Source organism: Enterococcus sp. DIV1283b, from assembly GCF_051710965.1.
Taxonomy (GTDB): domain Bacteria; phylum Bacillota; class Bacilli; order Lactobacillales; family Enterococcaceae; genus Enterococcus_B; species Enterococcus_B lactis.
Window position 1 is genome coordinate 828,909 of sequence record NZ_JBIOLR010000001.1, and the last position, 24,922, is coordinate 853,830.

General features: G+C 37.0%; 23 protein-coding genes, 1 tRNA gene and 1 riboswitch. Of the genes, 19 read left to right on the forward strand and 5 right to left on the reverse strand.

The genetic code is table 11. From position 1 onward, the window contains the following. Nucleotides 1-257: 257 nt before the first annotated feature. Nucleotides 258-794: a GNAT family N-acetyltransferase gene (locus IGJ53_RS03920; RefSeq protein WP_259741659.1), complete on the forward strand. Its 537-nt coding sequence runs from the start codon at nucleotides 258-260 to the stop codon at nucleotides 792-794. Between the two features lie 814 nt (nucleotides 795-1,608). Here IGJ53_RS03920 and IGJ53_RS03925 read toward each other — a convergent pair. Both IGJ53_RS03925 and IGJ53_RS03930 read right to left on the reverse strand, forming a co-directional pair. Then, nucleotides 1,609-2,292 (reverse strand): GntR family transcriptional regulator, encoded by a 684-nt coding sequence (locus IGJ53_RS03925; RefSeq protein ID WP_010732126.1) that lies wholly within the window; start codon nucleotides 2,290-2,292, stop codon nucleotides 1,609-1,611. Between the two features lie 37 nt (nucleotides 2,293-2,329). Further along, the gene (locus IGJ53_RS03930; RefSeq protein ID WP_259741660.1) at nucleotides 2,330-3,424 is read right to left on the reverse strand and encodes a DUF871 domain-containing protein; all 1,095 of its coding nucleotides are present in this window, start codon (nucleotides 3,422-3,424) and stop codon (nucleotides 2,330-2,332) included. Nucleotides 3,425-3,695: 271 nt separating this feature from the next. On the opposite strand from IGJ53_RS03930, the gene uxaC reads away from it, so the two are divergent. The 6 genes from uxaC to IGJ53_RS03960 all read left to right on the forward strand — a co-directional run bounded on the left by uxaC (nucleotide 3,696) and on the right by IGJ53_RS03960 (nucleotide 10,940). After that, on the forward strand, nucleotides 3,696-5,090 hold the full coding sequence (gene uxaC, locus IGJ53_RS03935) for a glucuronate isomerase (protein WP_438749621.1): 1,395 nt from the start codon (nucleotides 3,696-3,698) through the stop codon (nucleotides 5,088-5,090). A gap of 33 nt (nucleotides 5,091-5,123) precedes the next feature. After that, nucleotides 5,124-5,432 (forward strand): mannonate dehydratase, encoded by a 309-nt coding sequence (locus IGJ53_RS03940; protein WP_010732129.1) that lies wholly within the window; start codon nucleotides 5,124-5,126, stop codon nucleotides 5,430-5,432. Next, nucleotides 5,429-6,688, forward strand: a complete 1,260-nt coding sequence (locus IGJ53_RS03945; RefSeq protein ID WP_010732130.1) for a PTS sugar transporter subunit IIC — start codon at nucleotides 5,429-5,431, stop codon at nucleotides 6,686-6,688. Before IGJ53_RS03940 ends, IGJ53_RS03945 begins: the two co-directional genes overlap by 4 nt. 196 nt (nucleotides 6,689-6,884) lie before the next feature. Continuing rightward, nucleotides 6,885-9,704 carry a polysaccharide lyase family 8 super-sandwich domain-containing protein gene (locus IGJ53_RS03950; RefSeq protein WP_438749624.1) on the forward strand — a complete coding sequence of 940 codons (2,820 nt, stop codon included), beginning with the start codon at nucleotides 6,885-6,887 and terminating at the stop codon, nucleotides 9,702-9,704. 307 nt (nucleotides 9,705-10,011) lie between these two features. Next, the gene (locus IGJ53_RS03955; protein ID WP_438749626.1) at nucleotides 10,012-10,161 is read left to right on the forward strand and encodes a helix-turn-helix domain-containing protein; all 150 of its coding nucleotides are present in this window, start codon (nucleotides 10,012-10,014) and stop codon (nucleotides 10,159-10,161) included. Between the two features lie 479 nt (nucleotides 10,162-10,640). Then, nucleotides 10,641-10,940, forward strand: coding sequence for a hypothetical protein (locus tag IGJ53_RS03960; protein WP_010732132.1), 300 nt, complete (start codon nucleotides 10,641-10,643; stop codon nucleotides 10,938-10,940). A gap of 281 nt (nucleotides 10,941-11,221) precedes the next feature. On the opposite strand, the gene IGJ53_RS03965 is transcribed toward IGJ53_RS03960, so the two are convergent. Beyond that, nucleotides 11,222-11,293: transfer RNA gene (locus IGJ53_RS03965), tRNA-Arg, on the reverse strand. Between the two features lie 59 nt (nucleotides 11,294-11,352). On the opposite strand from IGJ53_RS03965, the gene rpoN reads away from it, so the two are divergent. From rpoN to IGJ53_RS04015, 10 genes are all read left to right on the forward strand, one after another. Further along, entirely contained in the window at nucleotides 11,353-12,684 is a 1,332-nt protein-coding gene (gene rpoN, locus IGJ53_RS03970; protein ID WP_010732133.1) for an RNA polymerase factor sigma-54, read from the forward strand. 149 nt (nucleotides 12,685-12,833) lie between these two features. Beyond that, nucleotides 12,834-13,925, forward strand: coding sequence for a sugar-binding transcriptional regulator (locus IGJ53_RS03975; protein WP_016628649.1), 1,092 nt, complete (start codon nucleotides 12,834-12,836; stop codon nucleotides 13,923-13,925). 40 nt (nucleotides 13,926-13,965) lie between these two features. Next, a complete protein-coding gene (gene gap / locus IGJ53_RS03980) occupies nucleotides 13,966-14,967 on the forward strand; it encodes a type I glyceraldehyde-3-phosphate dehydrogenase (protein WP_002292818.1) in 1,002 nt (333 codons plus the stop codon). A gap of 109 nt (nucleotides 14,968-15,076) precedes the next feature. Further along, on the forward strand, nucleotides 15,077-16,267 hold the full coding sequence (locus IGJ53_RS03985) for a phosphoglycerate kinase (RefSeq protein ID WP_010732134.1): 1,191 nt from the start codon (nucleotides 15,077-15,079) through the stop codon (nucleotides 16,265-16,267). A gap of 103 nt (nucleotides 16,268-16,370) precedes the next feature. Beyond that, nucleotides 16,371-17,126 carry a triose-phosphate isomerase gene (gene tpiA, locus IGJ53_RS03990; RefSeq protein ID WP_002292815.1) on the forward strand — a complete coding sequence of 252 codons (756 nt, stop codon included), beginning with the start codon at nucleotides 16,371-16,373 and terminating at the stop codon, nucleotides 17,124-17,126. A gap of 115 nt (nucleotides 17,127-17,241) precedes the next feature. Continuing rightward, nucleotides 17,242-18,540, forward strand: coding sequence for a phosphopyruvate hydratase (gene eno, locus IGJ53_RS03995; RefSeq protein ID WP_002292812.1), 1,299 nt, complete (start codon nucleotides 17,242-17,244; stop codon nucleotides 18,538-18,540). 510 nt (nucleotides 18,541-19,050) lie between these two features. Then, nucleotides 19,051-19,545 carry a hypothetical protein gene (locus tag IGJ53_RS04000; protein WP_259741663.1) on the forward strand — a complete coding sequence of 165 codons (495 nt, stop codon included), beginning with the start codon at nucleotides 19,051-19,053 and terminating at the stop codon, nucleotides 19,543-19,545. 144 nt (nucleotides 19,546-19,689) lie between these two features. Further along, nucleotides 19,690-19,851 (forward strand): hypothetical protein, encoded by a 162-nt coding sequence (locus IGJ53_RS04005; protein WP_002292811.1) that lies wholly within the window; start codon nucleotides 19,690-19,692, stop codon nucleotides 19,849-19,851. Between the two features lie 2 nt (nucleotides 19,852-19,853). Continuing rightward, on the forward strand, nucleotides 19,854-20,216 hold the full coding sequence (locus IGJ53_RS04010; protein WP_259741664.1) for a hypothetical protein: 363 nt from the start codon (nucleotides 19,854-19,856) through the stop codon (nucleotides 20,214-20,216). 220 nt (nucleotides 20,217-20,436) lie between these two features. Beyond that, complete coding sequence (locus tag IGJ53_RS04015; protein WP_259741665.1) at nucleotides 20,437-21,576, forward strand: ArgE/DapE family deacylase; 1,140 nt, start codon at nucleotides 20,437-20,439, stop codon at nucleotides 21,574-21,576. 64 nt (nucleotides 21,577-21,640) lie between these two features. On the opposite strand, the gene IGJ53_RS04020 is transcribed toward IGJ53_RS04015, so the two are convergent. Both IGJ53_RS04020 and IGJ53_RS04025 read right to left on the reverse strand, forming a co-directional pair. After that, nucleotides 21,641-22,216 carry an ECF transporter S component gene (locus tag IGJ53_RS04020; RefSeq protein ID WP_002400562.1) on the reverse strand — a complete coding sequence of 192 codons (576 nt, stop codon included), beginning with the start codon at nucleotides 22,214-22,216 and terminating at the stop codon, nucleotides 21,641-21,643. 4 nt (nucleotides 22,217-22,220) lie between these two features. Then, complete coding sequence (locus IGJ53_RS04025; RefSeq protein WP_259741667.1) at nucleotides 22,221-23,195, reverse strand: nucleoside hydrolase; 975 nt, start codon at nucleotides 23,193-23,195, stop codon at nucleotides 22,221-22,223. 23 nt (nucleotides 23,196-23,218) lie between these two features. Next, a riboswitch (PreQ1 riboswitch) is annotated at nucleotides 23,219-23,263 on the reverse strand. 214 nt (nucleotides 23,264-23,477) lie between these two features. Here IGJ53_RS04025 and IGJ53_RS04030 point away from each other — a divergent pair. Together IGJ53_RS04030 and IGJ53_RS04035 are read left to right on the forward strand one after the other, a co-directional pair. Further along, complete coding sequence (locus IGJ53_RS04030) at nucleotides 23,478-24,446, forward strand: alpha/beta hydrolase (protein ID WP_259741668.1); 969 nt, start codon at nucleotides 23,478-23,480, stop codon at nucleotides 24,444-24,446. 112 nt (nucleotides 24,447-24,558) lie between these two features. Continuing rightward, nucleotides 24,559-24,837 (forward strand): GNAT family N-acetyltransferase, encoded by a 279-nt coding sequence (locus IGJ53_RS04035; protein WP_259741669.1) that lies wholly within the window; start codon nucleotides 24,559-24,561, stop codon nucleotides 24,835-24,837. The last annotated feature ends 85 nt before the right edge of the window (nucleotides 24,838-24,922 follow it).

Consider the following 24,922-nt stretch of genomic DNA (forward strand, 5'->3'; position numbering starts at 1 on the left):
TAAATTTTTAAGATGTTTTATTATTGGTTAATTAGCCTTTTGTCTAATAGTTACTATTTTAAATTGTAATGTATTTGAATAGATTTTAGACTGAATGTATCTATAAATGTACCTATTAAGCGGAGTTCAAAATTCTATTTTTTATGTTGTTTAGTCTACCAATATAAATTGTTACTTCTCTTAGCGATTTATATTCGGGGTTACATAAGAAGAAAATCTTTTTAAATAGACAAAGTTAAATGAGAGGTAGTGTGGTAATGAGAGAAATGGAAACGGCAAGATTATATCTTAGAAGTTGGAAATTAACTGATAGCTCAAGTCTTTTCAAATATGCCTCTGATCCTGAGGTTGGTCCAAGGGTCGGATGGATTCCTCATACTAGTATCGATGAAAGTGAGAAAATTATCCAATCAGTATTATTAAATAAAAATAATTATGCAATTTGTAAAAAAGAAGAAAATAGTATTATCGGTAGTATCGGTTTTGATGAATGTGAAACGGTGAAAGGAAAATCAGAGGCAACCATAGGCTATTGGATAGCACGACCATTTTGGGGATTGGGATTTGGTTCAGAAGCTCTTGAACAGATCGTCTGGTATTGTTTTGAAGAAAAAAAATTTGAAAGTCTATGGTGTGAAATATTTGAAGATAACTATCGATCAATAAAAGTTGTTGAAAGGCTTGAGTTTGAGCTCATCTATACAAAACCCTCTGTTTATGTTGAAGCTATAGATCTTTCTAAAAACTTGCTATGTTATAGATTAAAAAAATCGCAAAAAGAGGGCATGGATTAATTCAATGCCCTCTTTTTTGAGATTACTTCATTGCACTTGCACAAGACTGAACAGATTTTTTCTCAAACTTAGGCTTTTCATTCTTCATAGTTGCCACCTCCTCTCAAATTTCCACTGTTGTTGTGAAAATTTTTTTATTATCATCTGCTAATTAATTATGATGTGTAATAAGGCTTCTTCCTCAGCATTGATGTAGGAATCATCTATTACACTCAATGGACAGCAGTGTATCCCTTCATTTAACAGTAATAACTAAAGCAGCCGGATTCAATTAATGCATATCTAGTACCCATATTTCCATATTTTTCTCTATACAAATCTTCTATGGCGAAAATAGAGAGCAAGACTGTCTGACTGTCAACGTCATCATTCTGAAAAAAATTTGGTCAATTTGTTGCAAATAGAGTGTTCGTTTTTTAGATAAATGTGTATATCGTGAAATAGTGAATACATTATTTACTATGGATCGTTGGATAAAACAGGGGTTGCCAAGAACGGTGATTCAAGGTGTAATTCGATTCGATAAAGTGTGTTTAGATCACTGGATGATGAAGCATTTAATCCAGTTAACTTTGTAGCCACGACTTTGAGTTTTCTGATTCACAATTTTTCTTCCTATTTGGACAGGAATAATTTAATTTTATTTAATACATAGAAAACCTCCAGATTTCTTGATAACTCAAGTATATCCAGAGGTGCGTTTGTTATTTAGGTACTATTCTATGGTGCGCTTATGAAGTATAAGCTGTTACTCATGTATGTTTATCAGTGACATATGTCACAGCCTATTTTTAGTGCTTATTCATAGAATATTTTAAACAAAATATTCCGGTTTTTTCTTTTTCATATTAGGAAGTGTAGTTTCAAGTGCATCCAGGTGTTTTTCGATAAAGGAGTCAATTTCCTCAATTTTGTTTTCTGTAAGGATTTCAAGTAATTCAATATGTTCATAGTAACGACGATTTGAATAATCTTCATCAAGGACATCGAGTATGCGTAATCGGTTGAATGCTCCACCCATGTGCTGTAGTGATTTCCACGCTTCATATTTACCTGCAGTTTCATAAACAATCCGATGGAAAGCGTTATCCAGGAGGTAAATTGCGTTCCTCCCGTCTTTTATATCTAGAAACACTTTTTGTGCTTGCAGTTGTTCTTTAAGTGCTTCGACAATTTCAGGTGTAATTTTTTCACAGGCAAGTTTTAAAACTTCTCGTTCAATCGATTTGCGCATAAATATGAAATTAGCGATTTCAAGTGAGTTAATTTTAGAAACGAAAGTTCCTTGTTTAGACTGAATGTCAACGAGGTTTTCATTCTCTAGTAGTATAAGGGCTTCTCTCACGGGTGTCCTACTAACGTTAAGCTCTTCTGCGATAGTGGGCTCGCTGAGTTTGTCATCTGGGACAAAGTAACCCTCGATAATACTTTGTTTGAGTGTGCGATAGATATGATCACGATTACTTTCTTTATGCTTTTTAGGGATATGTTTTAACATTTTCTACTACCTTTTTCATTTAGTTTAGAGGTGCCCTTTATTGTGCTTCTTCAAAGTGAAAAGAGGACCAAGGTTTCAGATTGTCTAATAACAGAAAATCATCTGGATGGATTTTTCCTACTACGTTCACTTTTTCATTTTTAGCACGCTCTTTTTTGGCGATTTGCAATTCGCCTTTATATTGTAAGTATAAATCATTATCTACTAAAATGTCGCCTCTTTTAATTTCAATGGTATTGTTTTGTGGAATTAAGTGGTTACTGTATTTTTTTCTACTATCTGACTTTGTACGATAAACATAAGAGGAGACTTCTCCGCGATAGATGTGGGTATTCCCTAATACAATATCTTTTTCTAAATCAGAGATTGAAGAAGAAAGTTTGACGCGGATAGGAACTGTACGCATTTTTGCTAAACGAGCGACAGTTTCTAACTCTTCATCAGAAGCATATGCATTTCCGATGATAACGCAATCTATCAAATCTGAAAATAATAAATGGGCTGCTTGTGTTTGAATAGAGGCGTGACGGTGTTCTTCTAAGGTGCAAATTCCCTCTTCTAGAGGCCAAGGACCGTATGTTCCAGACGGTGCATTAATGAAAGCAGCAGTTGGGATATTTTGTTTTCTAAACTTTTGACAACATTTTTCGAAATAATTGTAGTCTAATCCTGTAAACTCATGAGGATAAAAATTATGTGATCCAATCAAGAAACCAGTACGTGGTCTTCTTGAGAGAATATTTTCTAAATAATTTGTACCATGACTCATATTAATTTCAATCAGTAAGTCGTGGGGGTTGTGTGTCATCAAGGCTTCTTCAGTACCACTAAAACCTAAATCTAAGCGAACACCTTGTGCACCTAGATGAGCAAAAAAAGATAGGTCAGAGTAAGAAATTTCCATCTCAGAAAATATGGCAGGGTTGACATCTAAGATAACTTCGAACTTTTTATCTTTAGCAAAAGAAATAATTTTTTTGAATTTTTCAATAATTACTGCTTTGTCGCCCTTCATTTCGAGTAAGCTGATGAATAAGCGAGAAAAACCAAGTTTTGCTGATTTTGTAATATACAAGCAATCTGATTCGAAAGATGCTTTTTCTGGATAGATTGAGATACCTATTTTTTTCATTATTTTTTTCTCCTTATAATAAATTCATAGTTTTATCAGTATTAACGAGCTTTAATTGATATAAAAACTAAAACAAAATAAAACGGAATAGCATGAAAACGCTTGACAAAAGACGTTGATGTTGTAATATACAAATGTAGTCTAACTAAAAAGTTTAATAATGTCAATAAAGCAAGAGATTTTTGGGGTGAATTATAAGTTTGTTTATTAATATATAACTAGTTGGATTATATTAAGTAGATAAGATATCTTAAAAAAGAGGGGATCGTTATTGTTTAAAAAAGAGAATTTCCTACTCAGGAATGTAGAAGCTATCAGAATTTATAACAAGTTTTGTAAAGGATTACCTATTGTAGATTACCATTGTCACTTGAAAAGTGATGAAATATACAAGGATTTAAAATTTAAAAATATTACTGAACTTTGGTTATCTAAGGATCATTACAAATGGCGACTCATGCGTGCAAACGGAATAAATGAAGCTCGAATTACAGGTTTGAGTTCCGATAAAGAAAAATTTTTTGCATGGGCAGAAACAATAGAACGCTGTCCAGGAAATCCTTTATATCACTGGGCACACATGGAGTTAGAAGAGTTTTTCGGTATAAGCTTACCGTTGAATTTGAAAAATGCACAATTCATTTGGGAGGAGGCAAATCGGCAGTTAGGAAGTCAAGGGCTAGGAGCTAGGGACTTTATTCGAAAACTAAATGTAAAAGTTATAGGTACAACTGATAATCCTTTGAGCAATCTTGGTTATCATAAGAAAATCGCAGTATCAGATTTTGATTTTCAAGTTATTCCTACATTCCGCATGGACAATATTCTTAAGATTGAAGATGCAAGCTGGTTTGGTGAAATTGCGACCAGTTATCAATTAGAGTTTAGCGAGCTAGATGAATATTTAGACTTCATCAAAAACCGTATTGAATATTTTGATGCTCTGGGCTGTCGTTCTGCTGATCTGGGGCTTGCCACATTAGATTGGGCAGTGATTCTATCCAAACCTAAAAAGACTTTTTCTCAAATTAGAAAAGGAAATGAAGTTTCCAAGAGAGACTTGGCAGATTTGAAATTGTACATTCTTATAGAGGTGCTTAGTTTTGTTTGTGAGAAAGATTGGGTTTTCCAACTACACTATGGTGCAGTCGGAAGTGTAAATGAAGAAGCTAAAGATAGATTAGGAACTGGAAAGGGATTTGATACTGTTTCTGATCAAGGAAATGTATCAGAACCATTATTATATCTTTTCAATCAGTTGAATAACCGCAAATCTTTACCAAGAACAGTCCTCTACAATATTGACGGGGGAAAAAATATAGTTACAGAGGCTATTATGGCATGCTTCCAAAACAACAAAGAAGCAGTTCGAGGTAAAATGCAACATGGTCCAGCTTGGTGGTTCCAAGATACATTGAGAGGAAACCAGAAACAGTTGGAAGATTTAGCAGAACAGGGTATTTTGATGAATTTCATTGGTATGACAACAGATTCAAGAAGTTTCTTATCTTATGTACGGCATGATTACTTTAGAAGGATTCTTTGCAATTTACTTGGACAATGGATAGAGGCAGGTGAAATGCCTAAAGATGATAATTTGATTCAACGCTTTATAGAAGATGTTAGCTATAGAAATGCATTAAACTATTTTAAATTAGAATGGTGAAAACAAAATTACTAGAAATGAGTTTTCTCTAATATGGTGAAACTAGAGGGAATTAAGCAGATCGTTCGCAATGTAGGTCAATGTGGCATGAATACAATATGTAATAATTTTATGATTATTGTTGATTGGAAAAGAACAGAGATGGAATTCATGTTACCTGATGGAAGTACTAGTGTGAGATATTGGCAAGTTCGAAATGTTGATATGCACGAAACTATAAAAGCTTTTGCGGACTATGGCTGTGGCTTATACAGTCTTGCTTTAGGTAATGTTTACTTAAAGGATTTAGAAGGTGTTTTAAAAATAACAAATGATTTTTTTAATGGAGGAGAAAGAAAATGAATAAGTTTTTAGAAATAATGGAACGCCGACTTGTTCCTGTCGCAACAACGATTGGACAACAACGCCATTTAGTTGCAATACGTGATGCTTTTGTTGCATCTATGCCGTTGATGATTTTAGGTTCGATTGGTACATTGATTAATACTTTGCCTATTCAAGCTTATCAAGACTTTATGATGAGGGTATTTGGTGAAAAGTGGTTAGCCTTTGGTACAGGTTTGAATAATGGAACGTTTAATATCTTATCATTACTCACGGTTATTGCCCTTGGATACAATTTAGGAAAAGCTTATGGAAAAGATAGTTTGATGACAAGTATCGTCGCAGTATCTTCTTTCTTTATCTTTGGAGGAGCTACAGGATTAGCTTCAAAAGGGCTTTTTGTAGCTTTATTTTGTGGTATTGTTTCTTCTGAAATTTTTATTAAATTACTTGACAATAAAAAACTAGTTGTAAAAATGCCAGATGGTGTGCCCCCAGCTGTCGGAAAAGCTTTTGATGCTCTATTCCCCTCGATGATTACTTTGGCTATCTTTGGTATTGTACCTTTGATTTCTGCCTTTGTAGGGATTGAAGATATTGTTTTGGCATTCTATGAAATAATTCAAGAACCATTTATGGGTTTGTCCAACAATCTTGGTGCAGCAATAATTATTCCGTTTTCCATTCAAATTCTGTGGTTCTTCGGCTTACATGGTGGGAATGTTTTGGCGCCATTTATGGAGACGCTTAATGCACCGGCTATTGAAGCGAACATCTCAGCACTTGCTAGCGGGCAAGCAGCACCTTATATTATCAATAAACCTTTTATGACAGCGTTTGTACATTTAGGTGGTAGCGGTGCAACTATTGGTTTGATCATTGCAATTCTCTTGGTTGCACGTCATGTGAAATCATTGCGCGCAGTTTCTGGACTTTCAGCACCAGCTGCGACTTTCAATATAAATGAGCCGATGATTTTCGGGTTCCCGATTGTTTTGAACCCTATTCTTTTTGTACCATTTGTTGTTGGTCCAGTTATTCTTTGTGTGATTGCTTATTTAACAACACTTGCAGGTTTGGTTCCTGCAGCTACATTCGTAGTACCTTGGAACATCCCGCCAGTTATCGGAGGTGTCTTAGCCACTCAATCATGGGCAGGCGGTGTTTTGGCAGCCTTCAACTTGGTCTTAAGTATTATTATTTATTTACCGTTTGTTAAACTTATTACGATGCAGGAAATTGCAAAAGAAAAAGCTGCAAAAAAACTTTCATAAAATGATAATAGACTTATTAGCTGAGCAGAAAGTTAATAGGTCTATTTTACAAAGTAGAAAATGATAGATGTTGTTGAAAATTACAGAGAACTGGATTTTAGAAAAATGATTTTCAGCAAGTAAGAATCAACACACTTGAGTTTGATTTTCTCAACTAGCACCACGTGTATTGTTTTATGAACTTGGAGGGAATAAAATGAGAAAAATAATCGCTCTTTTTGTTGTAATAATCGGCAGTCTTTTTACAGGAATAAGTGAAGGTTTAGCCGACGAAGAAAATATAAACCATTTATTAGGATCAAGTGTAGAGTATTCGGGAGTTGAGGGAGGCATGGTTGATGACGACTGGGTATATCCTGACTTTATCGGAGAAAAGGCAGTTGACGGAGAATCAACTTCTCGTTGGTCTGCGGATAAAATAGACCAGCAATGGCTTATTTTAGATATGGGGGAGGTGAAGAAACTTAAGGAAATTATTATCAAGTTTCATGCGGAATCACCATCATATGATGTTTTTCTTTCAAAAGACGGAGTAAACTATGAGAATATTTTTTCTACTAAAGAAGGAAGCCAAGGAAACGCCATAACAAAGAAAATAAAATTTGAAGAAAAAGAAGCTAGATATGTAAAGTACCAACAAAATTTACAGTGGATGCATTCTAATGGGAAAAAATATGGTTCTAGTATTTATGAAATAGAAGCTTATTCCGAGTTTTATGTTACTTCAAAAAATCCTTTATTTGATAAACTATTAGAAAACAGAAAAAGTTTTCTGGTAGGACGAGAAGATATAGATCCAACTGTTTTAGAAATTATTTCTGATAAAGACATAGAACTACGAAATAATGAGCAAACAGGTATCTGGGACAGTATGGTCAAAGGAAACGATTCGGTACTGTGGGAGAATAAAAGTGACTGGAAAACAAACTCCGCAAATCTTAAGTTAATGACAGATGATATTCAAAAAATGGCAATCCAGTATAACACGCCAAATTCAAAGTATTATCAGGATGCGAAATTAAAACAAGATGTGCTTTATGCACTCGATTGGTACTATCGCAATGCCTATAATGAAAAAGTAACAAATCGTTATGGTAACTGGTTCCATTGGGAAGTTTCTATCCCTAAAAATCTAGTTAATATTTATATATTGATGAATGATTCTATCGGTAATATTGATATGGAAAACTATATTTTAACTATTGATCGCTTTATTCCAGATCCGGCGAAGAGACTTAATGGTGTAACGGAAATGGGCGCTAACTTGTTGGATAAATGTTTCGCAGTTTTAGGACGTTCTATATTGGATCAAAATGAGGAAAGATATACGATCGCGATGGAATCCTCTTTAAATGTGTATGATTATGTAACTTCAGGTGATGGTTTTTATGCAGATGGCTCCTTTATTCAACATACGAATGTTGCTTACACAGGTGGCTATGGTGCAGAAGTACTGGGAAGAATTGGGGATATGATTGCGTTATTTGAAGGAACAGATGCATTGGGAGCATATCCTGAAATATTAAAAATATTTGAGATAATTGATTTGACTTATAAACCTACACTAATAGATGGGCAGAGCATGTCATTGACACGTGGAAGAAGACCAAGTCGTAGCTATACAGATGATTTTACTGAAGGAAGAGATATGTTGTTTTATATCTACGTTATTTCGAAACTGAATAGTGATGAAGCTCAAAAAATGGATAGCTTTTGGTTTGTGAAATCTCAGGTCATTACTTCGAAAAAAGGAGCTGGATTTTACTCGCAATGGGATATAAATAAAATCCAAAACATTCGTAACCTCGTAGAAAATTCTGAAGTTTCAAATACTGAGTATATCTTTGATAGTAATAGAAATATGGGGATGATGACCCAGATGTTCCACAGGAAAAAAACTTTCTCATCTGCCATCAGCTTGTTCTCCAAAACTACAACCGCTTTTGAATATATTAATGAAGAGAACAAGCAAGGCTTCTATACAGGAACAGGTATGTATTACCTTTACAATGGAGATAAGAAACAATATCTTGGTGGTTACTGGGGCAGTATAGACATGCGTCGCTTACCAGGGACAACAACCGATGGGAAAATGGGTTCATTAATTGATGATGGAAGGTGGCTTAATAGTGAATCTTGGTCTGGTGGCGTGTCCAATGGTATAGTTGGTTCAGCAAGTATGCATTATACGCTAGAACAGGTAACGAAAAGCACATTAGAAGCTAAAAAGTCATGGTTTATGTTAGAAGATAGAATAATTGCTCTTGGAGCTGGAATCAAATCTACTGAACCAGAAGAAGTGGAAACCATAATTGAAAATCGGAAAGTGACAGATTATGAATCAGCTAAATTATATGTGGATGGGATAGAAGTTGCGTTTGGAACCAACCAGCAGTTTTCTAATCCTAAATGTGCCTATATTGATACTGGAGAGCTTGATTCAAGCATTGGCTATATTTTCCCAGAAAATGTAGGAAAAATTACAGCTGAATATAAAAAAGAAAGCAAAAACTGGCAACTTGTCAATGGAACTAATCCAAATCAGATGGCAACGAATCGGTTCATGATCTTAGCCATAAAACATGGACAACTTCCAACCGCTGAAGAATATCAATATACAGTAGTGCCAAACGTCACACTTGAGGATCTTAAAGAAGAAGTAGAGAATCAAGATGTAACAATTCTCAAAAATTCTCCAGAACAACAAGTGATTGAGAAAAAGGATTCGAGTTTGTTTATTGGTCATTTCCAAGAAGTTGGAACGGTCGGTAAAGCTACGGCAAAAACACGAGGAAGTATTTTAATTCAAGCAAAGAATAATGGTTACGAAATTGTGCTATCTGACCCTATGCGTATGAACGAAAATGTAGAATTTTTAGTTGATTTTGAAGAAGAACTGGAGCTTGTGAGCAGCGATACCGAGATTACTACTTCAAAAGAAGGGAATGTATGGAGTATCCGCTCAGATACTTCCGCGAAAAATGGGCAATCAAAAAAAATATTTTTGTCCAAATAAGAGTAGTAGTCTAAAAAATAATTTCTAGACTGCAAAAACAGGTGTTTTGTAAGCGCCTCATAGATTAGTAGTCGTGCGTCAAATAACCCAACCTATAGAATAGGGTTATTTGACGTTTTTAGTTACGAGAAATGGGCAAACTTATTTCGCCTCAACAAGTTGAGTCTAGCATTTTTAGTATTTTAGTACAAAAAGTGGAGGAATCAAATGAATGAACAAATGAACTAAAAAAAGTAGGCAATACCGGATAAAAAGTGAAATAGAGCAAGCTAGAATTGATGCTAAAATGGAAACACGATAGTTAACTATGGCTGTGGTGTGTCAATATCTACACATTTCTAATAATACTATGGATCGTTGGATAAAACAGGGGTTGCCAAGAACGGTGATTCAAGGTGTAATTCGATTCGATAAAGTGTGTTTAGATCACTGGATGATGAAGCATTTAATCCAGTAATAAAATATGTTAAACTCTAAATATAGAATTTTGAATAATCCACTTGCTGTTGAGAAAGGTGAAGGCCATGGCAATAAATAAGCAAGCGAGTGGCAGCTACAAGGTGAATCTTCCATATCCCAAGATCCCAAGGAATTTAGAGAGATAACCGGGATTTAACAAACAAGATACCAAAAAACTTGGAAGAACCTTGAACTGGCTCAAAAAGAAGAGAAGGACGTTAATGAAAATATAAATAAGGTAATTGTAGAAAAGAATTCACGCTTTTTACAACAAAAGGGAAATATCAAATTTTCTAAATTTTATGAAGATGTATGGATTGAAAGATATGAAATGGGTATGACAGGTAGAACTGATAAAATACCAAGTACTGCAACCTTGAAAATACTAAGCTTTACTTTCGAGAATACTGGATACCAGTTTTTGGCGAGTACGGCTTAAACTATCTCAACAACGAAAATGAGTTAGTATCTAGACTGATGATGAAAAAAGCTAAAGAATATGCTAATATTAAAGCTCTGAAATGCTATTTTCTTCAAATATTTGATACTGCTGAGCAACTCGATTACATTGAGTGCAATCGATTAGGAAAACTTTTGAAAAATTTAAGCTCTCCTAAAAAAAGAGAGTTAATGATGAAAAGAGAGTTGGACGGTGAGTTTCTTACAGCGGAGGAATTGATTGAATGGATTGAAGCAGCTCAGAATGATCTAAATAATGACAAGATTATATTACAAGATTATGTCTTGTTTATGCTTACAAATGCATTTGGGAGATAGAAAAAGCGAATCTTATGCTTTACAGTGGCAACATATTGATTTCAATAATCGTCAATTATTTTGACTCAAAGTCAAGATCGATATGGAGTTATTAAAATCTATGTAAATGCTCCAGATTTTGTCGATTCAAGTGTGTATGATAGTTTTGCTTCGGTCCTGGAACATGCAAAGGCAGAGGTATAAGGTAATGTATCTTTTTATGTATCTCGATAACATAAAAAGACACCTTACATTTTGTAAGGTGACTGAATCGGTTTTTTATACCAACGATTATAAACTAACGCGTCCTGAGGGAATCGAACCCCCGTCTCAAGAACCGGAATCTTACGTGATATCCACTACACTAAGGACGCAAACACTGGGATAATTGTAACTAAACAGATAAAAAATTACAAGGGGATTGGACAAAAAAATGAAATTTGAGCAAAATTTTTCACAAAAACAGCAGCAGACACAGAAACTAGCCATGACGCAACAGTTGCAGCAGTCCATCCAAGTTTTACAATATAACAGTGAAGAGCTGTTGGCATTCGTTGAGAACCAAGCAATGGAAAATCCATTGGTGGAAGTTGTTGAGCCGGAATGGCAGCCAGATTACATAAAAGCTTCTTCATCTTCTTATGAAGGAGAAGAGACAAATTACCTAAATCAGATTCCTGATACAAAAGGGTCTTTATTTGATTCATTGATCGAACAAGTCCATTTGAATTACCGAGATACTTTTTTGAGGAAAATCGTTCTTTATCTTGTAGAATACATCGATTTGAACGGATTTTTGACGATTAGTTTAGAGGAAGCTGGAAAAGAGATTGGAGCGACGCCTATCCAAATGCTCGATGCGTTGACACTGATCCAACAATTAGAACCAGCTGGAGTAGGTGCACGTAGTTTGCAAGAATGTCTCATGCTTCAAACGGAACGGGATGATTATGCGCCGGAACTAGCTTATATCGTGCTAGAAGAATGTTTTGAGCATTTGGTGGAGCGAAAATGGAAAGAGATTGCGCAGCGTTTTTCTGTTGATTTACACGCTGTTCAGCAAATATTCGACTATTTGCAAACATTGAGCCCAAGTCCTGGACGAATTTTCGACCGTAGTAGCGAATTGTACATTATTCCTGATGTCCGGGTATTAGTGGACGATGGAAATGTACAAGTCATCTCAAACCGAAAAAACCAGCCGAATATCCGATTCCAAGAGACCTACTTCAAGCAAATGTCACAACAAGCAGATAAAGAAACTGAAAATTATTTAAAAGAACGGAAACAGGAATTCGAATGGTTGAAGAAAACGATCCTCCAACGCGGGGATACAATTTTGCGGGTTGCTCAAGTCATTGTTTCTCGGCAAAAAGCTTTCTTTATCGACAAGGGGCGGCCAATCAAACCTCTTACGTTAAAGGAAGTTGCGACCGAGATAAATGTGCATGAATCTACGGTCAGTCGAGCGGTCAACGGGAAATATTTGGAAACAGATTTCGGTGTATTTGAGTTAAAGAAATTTTTCACTGCAAGAATCCCTACTAACGGTGCAGAACAGACAGAAGATCTTTCAGCAGATACTGCGAAGAAAAAGTTGCAGGAATTAGTTGATCAAGAAGACAAAAGTAAACCGTTGTCGGACCAGAAATTGGTTGAATTGCTGAAAAAAGATGAGATAGCGATCTCAAGACGAACAGTAGCAAAATACCGTGATTTATTAGGAATCCCGAGTTCATCAAAAAGAAAACGTTATGATAATTAATCATCCAAAAGATCAGAAAAAGTATTTTACTTTTTCTGATCTTTTTAGTTGAAAAACGAAAGCAAAACTGTTAGACTAACAATCGTGAGGTTGAGATTTCCCTTTATTGATGTGAAATTTGAAAAGTTAATTTCTTTTTTTTATCGTATATGGGTCGTTTTAAGTCTACATTGGACGTAAAGTGTCCAACTAAGGAGATCGCTATGCTAGATGAAATAAAAATGATTGAATCTGTTGCACCAGATATTATCGAAGTGTTGCAAGAACGCTATAAAATTTTACGAAATATCTATTGGATGCAGCCGATTGGACGTCGAAGTTTATCGGAAAGTATGGGGATAACAGAACGAGTATTGCGAACAGAAACAGACCTTTTGAAAAATCTGAATTTGATCGATACCTCAAAAAGCGGTATGACGCTGACAACTAAGGGTGAAGAAGTTTATCAAAGTCTTGAAAACTTCATGGATCAGCTTTTAGGTACGCATCAAACCGAACAACAGTTGGCAGAATATTTTGGCAATCAGCGCTGTATCGTTGTTTCAGGAAACAGCGAAGAGCAAACCAAAGTGGCTGATGCATTCGGCGAAGCGCTGAGTGAAGCCTTAGACCGACTGCTTCCGGAAGGCGAGAATATTATCGCTGTGATGGGAGGAACCACCATGGCAGTTGTAGCAGAACAATTGTCTAATCTGGAAAATAAAAAACGGCATAACCTATTTGTCCCTGCAAGAGGCGGGATTGGTGAAGCGATAACTGTACAGGCAAATTCTGTCAGTGCAAGAATGGCTGCTAAAGCAAACGGAAACCACCGTGCGCTTTATGTTCCGGAACAATTAAGTCTGGCAACTTACAATTCTTTACTCAATGAGCCATCTATCCAAGAAGTCTTAAACTTGATTAGTGAGGCGAATTGTGTTATTCATAGTATTGGGCGTGCATTACACATGGCAGCACGTCGAAAGATGACTGAAAAAGAATTAGTCATGCTGAAACAAGCAAATGCTGTAGCGGAATCCTTTGGCTACTTTTTCAATGAAAAAGGCGAAGTCGTTTATAAGGTCCCTAGAATCGGCATAGAATTGCAAGATTTGGCGAAAGTCCCGATCATCATGGCGATAGCGGGCGGAAAATCAAAAGCCAAAGCAATTCGAGCTTATATGAAAAATGCACCAAAACAAACGTGGCTCATCACTGATGAAGCTGCTGCAAACGAGATTTTAAAAGGGGTAACCCTTTAAAATAAATATTTTTTTGATTTTCATAAGGAGGAAATCTTAAATGACAGTTAAAGTAGGTATTAATGGTTTTGGACGTATTGGACGTCTAGCATTCCGTCGTATCCAAGATGTAGATGGAATCGAAGTAGTAGCAATCAACGACTTGACAGATGCTAAAATGTTGGCACACTTGTTAAAATACGACACAACTCAAGGACGTTTCAACGGAACAGTTGAAGTTCATGAAGGTTCATTCAACGTAAACGGAAAAGAAGTTAAAGTATTAGCTAACCGCAACCCAGAAGAATTACCATGGGGCGAACTAGGCGTAGATATCGTTCTAGAATGTACTGGTTTCTTCACTTCTAAATCAGCAGCTGAAAAACATTTAACAGCTGGTGCTAAACGCGTTGTTATCTCTGCTCCTGGCGGAAACGATGTTCCAACAATCGTTTATAACACAAACCACGAAACATTAACTGGTAAAGAAACAGTTATCTCAGGTGCTTCATGTACAACTAACTGTTTAGCTCCTATGGCTAAAACATTGAACGACAAATTTGGTGTTGTTGAAGGATTAATGACAACTATCCACGCTTACACAGGTGACCAAATGACTCTAGACGGACCTCATCCTAAAGGTGACTTCCGCCGTGCACGCGCTGCTGCTGCAAACATCGTTCCTAACTCAACAGGTGCTGCTAAAGCTATCGGTTTAGTAATCCCTGAATTGAACGGTAAATTAGACGGAGCTGCTCAACGTGTTCCTGTACCAACAGGTTCATTAACAGAATTAGTAACAGTTCTTGAAAAAGAAGTAACTGTTGACGAAATCAACGCAGCAATGAAAGAAGCTTCAAACGAATCTTACGGATACAATACAGACGAAATCGTTTCTTCAGATATCGTTGGTATGACTTACGGTTCATTATTTGATGCTACACAAACTAAAGTAATGACAGTTGGCGACAAACAATTAGTTAAAACTGTTGCTTGGTACGACAACGAAATGTCATACACTGCACAATTAGTACGTACTTTAGAATACTTCGCTAACTTATAAGATAGACAAACGTACAAGTGTAAATGATAGACATGTACATTTAAAAGCGGGGAAGCAATCGCGCTTCTTCCGCTTTTTTTGATAATAAGTTTATTCAGGAGGAAATAAAATGGCTAAGAAAACAGTGAAAGATATCGATTTAAAAGACAAAAAAGTTCTTGTCCGTGTTGACTTCAATGTTCCTTTGAAAGACGGCGTGATCACTGACGACACTCGTATCAAAGCAGCATTGCCAACAATCAACTACGTTTTAGAACAAGGCGGAAAAGCAATCCTTTTCTCTCACCTTGGACGTGTAAAAACAGAAGAAGATAAAGAAGGAAAATCTTTAGCTCCAGTTGCAAAACGTCTAGGCGAATTATTAGGTAAAGAAGTAACATTCGTACCTGAAACTCGCGGAGAACAATTAGAAGAAGCAATCCGCAACATGAAAGATGGCGACGTTGTCGTATTTGAAAACACACGTTTTGAAGATGTTGACGGTAAAAAAGAAAGCAAAAACGATACAGAGCTAGGTAAATACTGGGCTTCATTAGGTGATGTATTTGTTAACGATGCTTTCGGTACAGCTCACCGTGCGCATGCTTCTAACGTAGGTATCGCTTCAACTGGTATCCCAACAGTTGCTGGATTCTTGATGGAAAAAGAAATCAAGTTCATCGGTGAAGCAGTAGAAGAACCAAAACGCCCAATGATCGCAATCCTTGGTGGCGCAAAAGTTTCTGATAAAATCGGCGTAATCGAAAACTTGATTCCTAAAGCAGATAAAATCTTGATTGGTGGCGGAATGACTTACACATTCTACGAAGCAAAAGGAATCAAGATCGGTAACTCTCTAGTAGAAGCTGACAAAGTAGCACTAGCAAAAGAATTGATTGAAAAAGCAGGCGACAAACTTGTCTTGCCAATCGACAATGTCTGTGCACCAGAATTTTCAAATGATGTAGAAACACAAGTAATCGAAGGAGACATTCCTGACGGTTTGATGGCTTTAGACATCGGCCCAGCATCAGTAAAATTATTTGCTGATACATTACAAGGTGCAAAAACAGTTGTTTGGAACGGACCTATGGGTGTATTTGAAATGAGTAACTTTGCTAAAGGTACAATCGGTGTTTGTGAAGCAATCGCTAACTTAGAAGGCGCAACAACAATCATCGGTGGCGGAGACTCAGCTGCAGCAGCAGAACAATTAGGTTTTGCTGACAAATTCACACACATCTCAACAGGTGGCGGCGCAAGCTTGGAATTGCTTGAAGGTAAAGAATTACCAGGACTAGCAGCAATCAACGATAAATAAACAGCCAAGTTTGCTCTATTCTGACGAGTAATCGATCAAAAGGTGAAGGGAGTTTTCATGACTCCCTAGCCATTTTTCAATAAATTAAGGAGTGTGTTCCTCAATGCGTAAACCTATTATCGCAGGTAACTGGAAAATGAACAAAACTGCATCAGAAGCAAAAGAATTTGCTGAAGCAGTAAAAAACAAAATCCCTTCAAATGACAAGGTTGATTCAGTCATCGGATCTCCTGCATTATTCTTACAAGAATTAATGACATCAGCTGAAGGTACAGAACTAAAAATCTCAGCACAAAACTGCTACTGGGAAAACTCAGGTGCGTTCACTGGTGAAACTTCACCAGCAGCTCTTGCTGATCTAGGTGTTCACTATGTGATCATCGGACATTCAGAACGTCGTGAATATTTCCATGAAACAGACGAAGACATCAATAAAAAAGCAAAAGCTATCTTTGCAAACGGTATGACACCAATCTTATGCTGTGGCGAATCTTTAGAAACATATGAAGCAGGCAAAACTGCTGAATGGATCGAAGGACAAATTACAGCTGGTTTAGCTGATCTTTCAGCTGAGCAAGTGTCAAACATGGTGATTGCTTATGAACCAATCTGGGCAATCGGTACTGGTAAATCAGCTGACGCACAAATCGCTGACGAAATTTGTGGTGTTGTACGTCAAACAGTTGAAAAACTTTATGGAAAAGAAGTATCAGAAGCTGTTCGTATCCAATACGGCGGTTCTGTAAAACCAGAAAATATTGCTGAATACATGGCTAAAGAAAATGTTGACGGTGCTTTAGTCGGCGGCGCAAGCTTGCAAGCAGATTCATTCTTGTCATTGTTAGACGCTGTAAAATAATTGGTGAAAATTTGCGAAAAATGCAAGAAATGTTTGCACTAATGAGCAAAATTAACTAAAATCGTATATGAGGGAAATCCCTTAGGAAAAAACAAACTCAAAGGAGAGACAAAACATGTCAATTATTACTGATGTTTACGCTCGCGAGATCTTAGACTCACGTGGTAACCCAACAATCGAAGTAGAAGTATACACAGAAAGCGGAGCTTTTGGCCGCGGAATGGTTCCTTCAGGTGCTTCAACTGGTGAATATGAAGCAGTTGAATTACGTGACGGAGACAAAGCTCGTTATGGCGGTAAAGGTGTAACTAAAGCTGTCGACAACGTAAACAACATCATTGCTGAAGCAATCATTGGCTACGATGTTCGTGACCAAATGGCTATCGACAAAGCTATGATCGCTTTAGACGGAACTCCTAACAAAGGTAAATTAGGTGCGAACGCTATTTTAGGTGTTTCTATCGCTGTTGCACGTGCAGCTGCTGACTACCTAGAAGTACCTTTATACCACTACCTAGGCGGATTCAACACGAAAGTATTGCCAACACCAATGATGAACATCATCAACGGCGGATCACATGCTGATAACTCAATCGACTTCCAAGAATTCATGATCATGCCTGTTGGCGCTCCAACATTCAAAGAAGCTCTACGTATGGGTGCTGAAGTATTCCACGCATTAGCTTCAATCTTGAAAGCTCGCGGATTAGCAACTTCTGTTGGTGACGAAGGTGGATTTGCTCCAAACCTTGGTTCAAACGAAGAAGGTTTCGAAGTAATCATCGAAGCAATCGAAAAAGCTGGCTATGTACCTGGTAAAGACGTTGTTCTTGCTATGGATGCTGCTTCTTCAGAATTCTACGACAAAGAAAAAGGCGTTTACGTACTAGCTGACTCAGGCGAAGGCGAAAAAACAACTGACGAAATGATCAAATTCTACGAAGAATTAGTTTCTAAATATCCAATCATCTCAATCGAAGACGGATTAGACGAAAACGACTGGGACGGATTCAAGAAATTAACTGACGTATTAGGCGACAAAGTTCAATTAGTTGGTGACGACTTGTTCGTAACAAACACTCAAAAATTATCTGAAGGTATCGAAAAAGGAATTGCTAACTCAATCCTTATCAAAGTGAACCAAATCGGTACATTAACAGAAACTTTCGAAGCTATCGAAATGGCTAAAGAAGCTGGCTACACAGCAGTTGTATCTCACCGTTCTGGTGAAACAGAAGATTCAACAATCTCTGATATCGCTGTTGCAACAAACGCTGGTCAAATCAAAACAGGTTCTCTATCACGTACTGACCGTATTGCTAAATACAATCAATTACTACGTATCGAAGACCAACTTGGTGAAGTTGCAGAATACAAAGGTTTGAAATCTTTCTACAACTTGAAAAACAAATAATTCTTTTCTAATGAAGATACATGATCGACCTATTGAAAGATAGACGAGCATGATCACTTAGTTAAGTAATCAGACTCTCTACCTGCTGATTTCAGCAAGTAGAGAGTTTTTTTGTTGTGAAAATCATTTGATGAATAAATCTCTTTTTTAAGAACAGAAAAATCGGGAGAGTACATAAATTATTATAATAACAACTATTTATTTATATATATCAAATAAACCTTATTATATAAATATCTGTATTTATTAAAAATAACTCATAATTTTATTTTTGCAACTGGCTTCTGTATATAATATTTACAAATATCGATACGAGACAATAGTATCGAAAAAGATCAGTTATCAAGAGATAACATCATATAGGACTTTTAAGGATAGAACTATAAGAGAGGAGGAAGCAGTCTTCGTTTCATTCATATCCTTTTACGCTCGGATAGGATGATTCTCTTCAAAAAGGGGATGGCAATCTTCCTCTTTCGATAAAAATCATTTGAACTGGGAGACAGAAAAATGAAAAAATTTTTGAAGATACTGGGTCTCATCGGGTTAATAGGACTTATTATCGTAGTAACACCCAAAGCGCACGCAGATGAAGTAGAAGAATATTTGACGAGAAATGCCTTACTTGGAGAAGAACTTGATAGATTTGAAGAAAACGAGCAACAGCAAGCCAAATTGAAACGCCTCTCTAAAAACCGTATGGACGAAATCGAGTTAAGAACGAAGTATAAGGAATATAAAGCGTTAGGGGTCCTAGAAGAAGATGTGACCTTTGAGCTTTTTACGCAGTTAGCCACCTCGGAACCTCCAACGGATCCAGTCGCTCCAGAATTTAGAAACGCAAGGACAAAAATGTATTATGGAGATATTTTGATTACGAACGACACTAGTTTTTGGGTAGTCACTGGACATGCTGGGATTTATTTAGGAAGTGTGGGGAAAAATCAGATCCTTTCAATTGAAGGATCAGGAAGACCACCAAAAACAATGAGCGTTTTAGATTAGGAATCAGCTTATGGAAAAAAAGGTACTTGGACGAAAATCTATCGGGTCGCAGAACAATATCAACCAAGATTAGTTGCTCGATGGGCATTAGATAATTACGATGGTAAAAATTATAAATATGGGATAACTACAAATATTTTTGGGATGGATCCGACTTACTGTTCTAAAATCGTCTGGCAAGCTTATTGGTATGCTTCAGCTGCTGTGCAAGTAGGAGGAATGTATCAGCCGCTTATTGCTTTGCCATACGATCTTCCTGATTATTTTGATGAAAGAGCGATCCATATCTTAACATGGGAGAATTGATGATGAGAAGGAGGATTTCTAAAAAAAGAAATTACTGTTCTAAGATTTTTATTTCGATAGGTTTACTGTTAGGTGGTACATGGCTCTATCAATTTCCAATCAAGAAACATATAGCTACACGAGCACTGTATCAATTATTAGAAGAGGAATACCAATTAACCGATTATGATATTTTTATTTCAAGAGTGGTGAAAGATACGAAAAGAGGTAGAGGCGGTGTCAGTATTTTTTTCATGGTAAGGAATAGTTTGTATGAATATGAGTATGACTACTCTCTTGAAGAAAATAATTGGCTACGTGGTTATTACGTAAGGAGGGGTAATTATAGATCATGTGATACTCTTATTTTCAATGATGAGGAATAAAATGATTTGACTACAGAAGAACAGTTCAACAAAGTAGCTTCTCTTGTTTTTTTACTTGGTTGGATTTACTAGCGTAGAGGCAAGATTTTGAACGCCATTTACTTGGAAAAGGGGAATGTGACGCTGCTTTTGTCACGCCCTTTTTTTCTGTGGCCTCTCTTATTTGAAAATCTAGGCGCACTCCAATACAATAAAAAGAAACGGCAAAGGAGAAGATTAGATGAAAAAAGAAGAAAAAATTGCGATTTTACAAGAGATTATCCGAATAAAATCAGTGAATGGAAACGAAGGCGAAGTAGCAGCTTATTTGAATAAGCTTTTGGAAAAACATGGCATAATAGGAGAAATTGTTTCTTATAGTAATGGTAGAGATAATCTGATTGCTCAATTCCAAAAAGGGCAATCAGGAAAAGTGTTAGGCCTATCTGGACATATGGATGTCGTGGCGGCGGGGAATGAATCGTCTTGGACCTATGCGCCTTTTGCAGCAGAAATCCATGGGAATCGTTTGTACGGACGTGGTGCTACAGATATGAAGAGTGGCTTGGCGGCAATGGTGATTGCCATGATTGAGCTCAAAGAGTCAGGAAAACCATTTAACGGAACAGTCAAATTATTAGCCACTGTCGGAGAAGAAGTGGGTGAATTAGGTGGGGAACAGCTCACGAAAGCAGGCTATGTGGATGACTTAGATGCCTTGATCATCGGAGAGCCAACTAATTACAGTTTGATGTACACACACATGGGATCAATCAACTATACGGTCATCTCGCACGGAAAAGAAGCGCATAGCTCTATGCCAGACCAAGGCTATAATGCGATCAATCATCTAAATGAATTTATTACGAAAGCAAATGTTGAAATGAATCACCTCGCTGAAACAATCGAGAATCCCGTCTTAGGAAAAACAATCCATAACGTCACGTTGATCAGCGGCGGAAATCAAGTAAACAGCATTCCGAGCCACGCGCAGCTTCAAGGGAATATCCGATCGATTCCTGAATATCCAAATGATAAAATCATTACATTACTGCAATCAATCGTCAAGGAATTGAATCAAGAGACAGACTACCATTTGGAATTGACGATCGATTACAACAAAATACCTGTCAAAGCTGATCCAGATTCTCCTTTGATTCATTGCATTCAGCAACAATTCAGTCAGCCATTACCTTTAGTTGGAGCGGCAGCAACCACAGATGCAGCCGAATTTACGAAAGCTGACCACTCCTTCGACTTTGTCGTCTTTGGGCCTGGTGTCGTTACTTTGCCTCATCAAGTAGATGAGTATGTCGAGCTCGATAATTATTTAGATATGATCGAAAAATATCAAGCCATTATTTTATCCTACTTAGCGTAAGTTTTTTTAATAGATGAAAAATAGAGCCAGATGAGCAACTTTTTGCTCATCTGGCTCTGTTTGTTCATCCTATTTTTCTCTTGGAATATATCAAGCGCTGCGGCAACATAGTGATGACTAATGAAACAACGACGATAGACAGCAGACGGTCAAGGTAGTCTGTGCCCGCCTGTACCAAGATCACACTGATGGTTTGATCGAAACCTAACCCATGTAATAATTGGACGATCATGCTAGATCCTGAGGAAGTGATTCCGCCAAATAACTGAACGGTAATGATCGAAGAGACAATCGTTCCAGGTACAGACAAAATCAAAGCGAGTAATAAAAGTTTCAAACGTTTTTTGTCTTTGTCGAGATACCTTGGTAAAATCAATCCAGCCAACAAACCTGTGAGGATTTGGATCGGTGAATAATACAGTGAAAAAATATCTGTAGTCACCCCGCTTAATACACCGCTGGATAGTCCTGTCAACATTCCTGGTATGGGACCAAGCAACGCGCCAGCAAAAATCGTTCCAATAGAGTCTAGATAGATTGGCAAACGAAGCCATAAAGCAATCGTTCCTCCAACATAATTGATCCCAATACACAAAGCCATCATTGTAAGTACGCGAGTTGCCATCTTGTTTTTATTCATTTTGTTAGCCCATCTTTAACCTTTCCAAATCTTTCATAATCGTTTCTTCTTGTGCATTTAAAAGAACGGTTAAAAACTTTTGGAAAAAAAGACGAGTATCTACTTTTGTCATAATTTTACTGTTAGCAGGTTTCTGCCAAAATTCATAACGATCAACCAATGTTTGCCCGCGACTTATTCCTTGAGTTTCTACAGCAGTGAAGCTTTTAAAGCCTTCACAGATGGACTCATCGATAAAATAAGCAACAGCTAACGGATCATTGATGACACATCCTAAGATTCTTTCTTGTTTCCAGTGGAAGTCAAAATAAAAACGAGTGATCGCTTTTAGATACTCTCCCTCTTCAGGATTCATTTGGCAGCAATATTCAAGGATAGTCGGTGTCAAAACGATTTCTCTTGTCACATCTAACCCAACCATTTCTATCGGTTGTTTGAGCTTTTTGAATACATAAGAAGCTGCTTCAGGATCACACCAGTAATTGTATTCAGCAACTGGTGAACAGTTACCATGGCTTTTGTAAGTTCCGCCCATTGAGACAAAACGATCCATATGTTTCCCAACAGTTGGGTTGATTTTCAAAGCAGAAGCGATATTGGTCAAAGGACCCAAAGCAATGACTGATGTATCTGTTTTTTCTTTGAAATAATCAGCCAGAAAATCAACTGCATGGAGCGGTTCTGCCTGTTTTGCTATGACCATCGGGAAATTTGTTTCCCCTAATCCATCCATCCCATGAGTGTCTTGCGCACTAATGAAAGGTTGCTTCAAAGGTTTTTCCATTCCTTGATAAACAGGGATATCTAAACGATCACAGCGTTCCAAACATTTCAGCACATTCTGCGTACCGATATCTACAGGGACATTCCCGCAAACGACGGTAATAGCAACTACTTCGATATCAGAGGATTTGACAGCTAGTGATAAAGCTAAAGTGTCGTCAATCCCTGGATCGCAATCAATAATTACTTTTCGCATTATTTCCAATCTCCTTTCTTTAGAGATACTTAGTTTTTTATTCTGGGAAGTTTCCGAACCAGTCCAAGACGAGCGTCTTGTTTATAATGCACGAAATTAGTATACTGGCTTTTATTGTGAATGTAAATGCTCTCTTACAAGTAAATCTATTGAGAAGAACTTTAAGTAAATGATACAATGAAAAAGAAATGGAATTTACGTGTGCCGAAGAAAAAGAATCCTATTGATCGGTATATTGTATAATAAATAGATTATAGTTTGGCAGAAAGCGGCGGGTGTACGATGGTTATTTTTTATTTCATTCTTATTCTGATGATTATAGGAATCAGTTACCATTTTCTTTCTTATTTTTATGCAAAGAAATTAGTAAGAGCGGGAGTACAGAGAGGCTATGACTGGTATGAAGACACTGGGCACCGCTTGATGGATCCTGCTGCAGTCACGTCAGTAGAAAAAAAGCGACAAAAATTAGAAGAAGAGTGTGAAAGCTTCTGGGAACAAGGAATACCGAAAACGATCAAAAGTTATGACGGGTTGAAACTAGCTGGACAGATGTTCATCCAACCAACTCAGCAGAATAAATGGGTCATTTGTGTACATGATTATCGAAGTACAGGGAAAAGAGATATGTCTCATATAGGTAAAAGATATGCAGAGAAAGGATTCAACGTTCTTATACCCGATTTACGTGCGCATGGAGAAAGTGAAGGAGAAATCATCGGAATGGGATGGCTAGACCGGCTAGATTTAATTGCATGGATCCAACTCATCTTAGATGAACAACCAGATGCCTCCATTATTTTGCACGGGGGTTCGATGGGCGCTTCTACGATTATGATGGCAAGTGGTGAAAAGCTTCCATCTGCAGTCAAAGGATTTATCTTAGACAGCGGATATGTTTCTGTTTATGCGGAATTTCGGTACATGCTAAGTAAAATCACGGTCTTTCCTAAAAAAATGATCATGAGATATGCGAATCACTATGCTCAGAAATACGCAGGTTATTCTTTAAAGCAAGCATCAGCTACAAGACAGCTTGGTAGTAACCATTTGCCTTTGTTAGTCATCCATGGTGAAAGAGATCATTTTGTTCCTACAGAAGCAGCATACACGATTCAAAACGCTACGGCAGGGGATAAAGCATTACTGCTTGTTCCAGAAGCAGAACATTTGGAAGCATCGATGAAAGATCCGAAAACCTATTGGACAGTGATTTTTTCATTTATTGAACAAAGAATAACGATGGAGTGATTTTCTCTTCCTTTTTGTAAGCAATCCAAGGATAAATAATTGTTTATAGACCAGGAGACTGTTAAAATAAGGTAGGAATAAAAAAATATCAGTTATTTGAGGAGTGCGGCATATGGAAATCAAAGAGGAAAAAAATCGTCTTGCTTTATTTAATGATGAGCAACAAGAAATCGGAGAAATGACATGGTCGGATGCGGGGCCAGACATCATGATCATTGACCATACATTTGTCGATCCAGCATATCGTGGTCAAAAATTAGCTGAAAAGCTAGTGTATACTGGAGTAGAACTAGCAAGACGAGAAGGGAAAAAGATTATCCCTTTATGCCCTTACGCAAAAAAAGAGTTTGAGAAGAAAACAGAATATCATGACGTCTTACGCCAATCATAATAATAACAGCTGAAAGTTTTGCACTTTCAGCTGTTTTTCCATTTATATAGAGTTGTCACGGAGTTTTATCTATGATAAAGTTAAA

Coding starts and splice junctions, on each gene's coding strand:
- IGJ53_RS04030 (WP_259741668.1), top strand. CDS start 23,478: ATGGTTATTTTTTATTTCATTCTTATTCTGATGATTATAGGAATCAGT.
- IGJ53_RS04010 (WP_259741664.1), top strand. CDS start 19,854: ATGAGAAGGAGGATTTCTAAAAAAAGAAATTACTGTTCTAAGATTTTT.
- IGJ53_RS03940 (WP_010732129.1), top strand. CDS start 5,124: ATGGTGAAACTAGAGGGAATTAAGCAGATCGTTCGCAATGTAGGTCAA.
- IGJ53_RS04005 (WP_002292811.1), top strand. CDS start 19,690: ATGGATCCGACTTACTGTTCTAAAATCGTCTGGCAAGCTTATTGGTAT.
- IGJ53_RS04035 (WP_259741669.1), top strand. CDS start 24,559: ATGGAAATCAAAGAGGAAAAAAATCGTCTTGCTTTATTTAATGATGAG.
- IGJ53_RS03985 (WP_010732134.1), top strand. CDS start 15,077: ATGGCTAAGAAAACAGTGAAAGATATCGATTTAAAAGACAAAAAAGTT.
- tpiA (WP_002292815.1), top strand. CDS start 16,371: ATGCGTAAACCTATTATCGCAGGTAACTGGAAAATGAACAAAACTGCA.
- IGJ53_RS03920 (WP_259741659.1), top strand. CDS start 258: ATGAGAGAAATGGAAACGGCAAGATTATATCTTAGAAGTTGGAAATTA.
- IGJ53_RS04025 (WP_259741667.1), bottom strand. CDS start 23,195: ATGCGAAAAGTAATTATTGATTGCGATCCAGGGATTGACGACACTTTA.
- IGJ53_RS04020 (WP_002400562.1), bottom strand. CDS start 22,216: ATGAATAAAAACAAGATGGCAACTCGCGTACTTACAATGATGGCTTTG.
- IGJ53_RS03955 (WP_438749626.1), top strand. CDS start 10,012: ATGGCTGTGGTGTGTCAATATCTACACATTTCTAATAATACTATGGAT.
- eno (WP_002292812.1), top strand. CDS start 17,242: ATGTCAATTATTACTGATGTTTACGCTCGCGAGATCTTAGACTCACGT.
- IGJ53_RS03950 (WP_438749624.1), top strand. CDS start 6,885: ATGAGAAAAATAATCGCTCTTTTTGTTGTAATAATCGGCAGTCTTTTT.
- IGJ53_RS04000 (WP_259741663.1), top strand. CDS start 19,051: ATGAAAAAATTTTTGAAGATACTGGGTCTCATCGGGTTAATAGGACTT.
- IGJ53_RS03925 (WP_010732126.1), bottom strand. CDS start 2,292: ATGTTAAAACATATCCCTAAAAAGCATAAAGAAAGTAATCGTGATCAT.
- gap (WP_002292818.1), top strand. CDS start 13,966: ATGACAGTTAAAGTAGGTATTAATGGTTTTGGACGTATTGGACGTCTA.
- IGJ53_RS03945 (WP_010732130.1), top strand. CDS start 5,429: ATGAATAAGTTTTTAGAAATAATGGAACGCCGACTTGTTCCTGTCGCA.
- IGJ53_RS03960 (WP_010732132.1), top strand. CDS start 10,641: ATGATGAAAAAAGCTAAAGAATATGCTAATATTAAAGCTCTGAAATGC.
- IGJ53_RS03930 (WP_259741660.1), bottom strand. CDS start 3,424: ATGAAAAAAATAGGTATCTCAATCTATCCAGAAAAAGCATCTTTCGAA.
- IGJ53_RS03975 (WP_016628649.1), top strand. CDS start 12,834: ATGGGTCGTTTTAAGTCTACATTGGACGTAAAGTGTCCAACTAAGGAG.
- rpoN (WP_010732133.1), top strand. CDS start 11,353: ATGAAATTTGAGCAAAATTTTTCACAAAAACAGCAGCAGACACAGAAA.
- IGJ53_RS04015 (WP_259741665.1), top strand. CDS start 20,437: ATGAAAAAAGAAGAAAAAATTGCGATTTTACAAGAGATTATCCGAATA.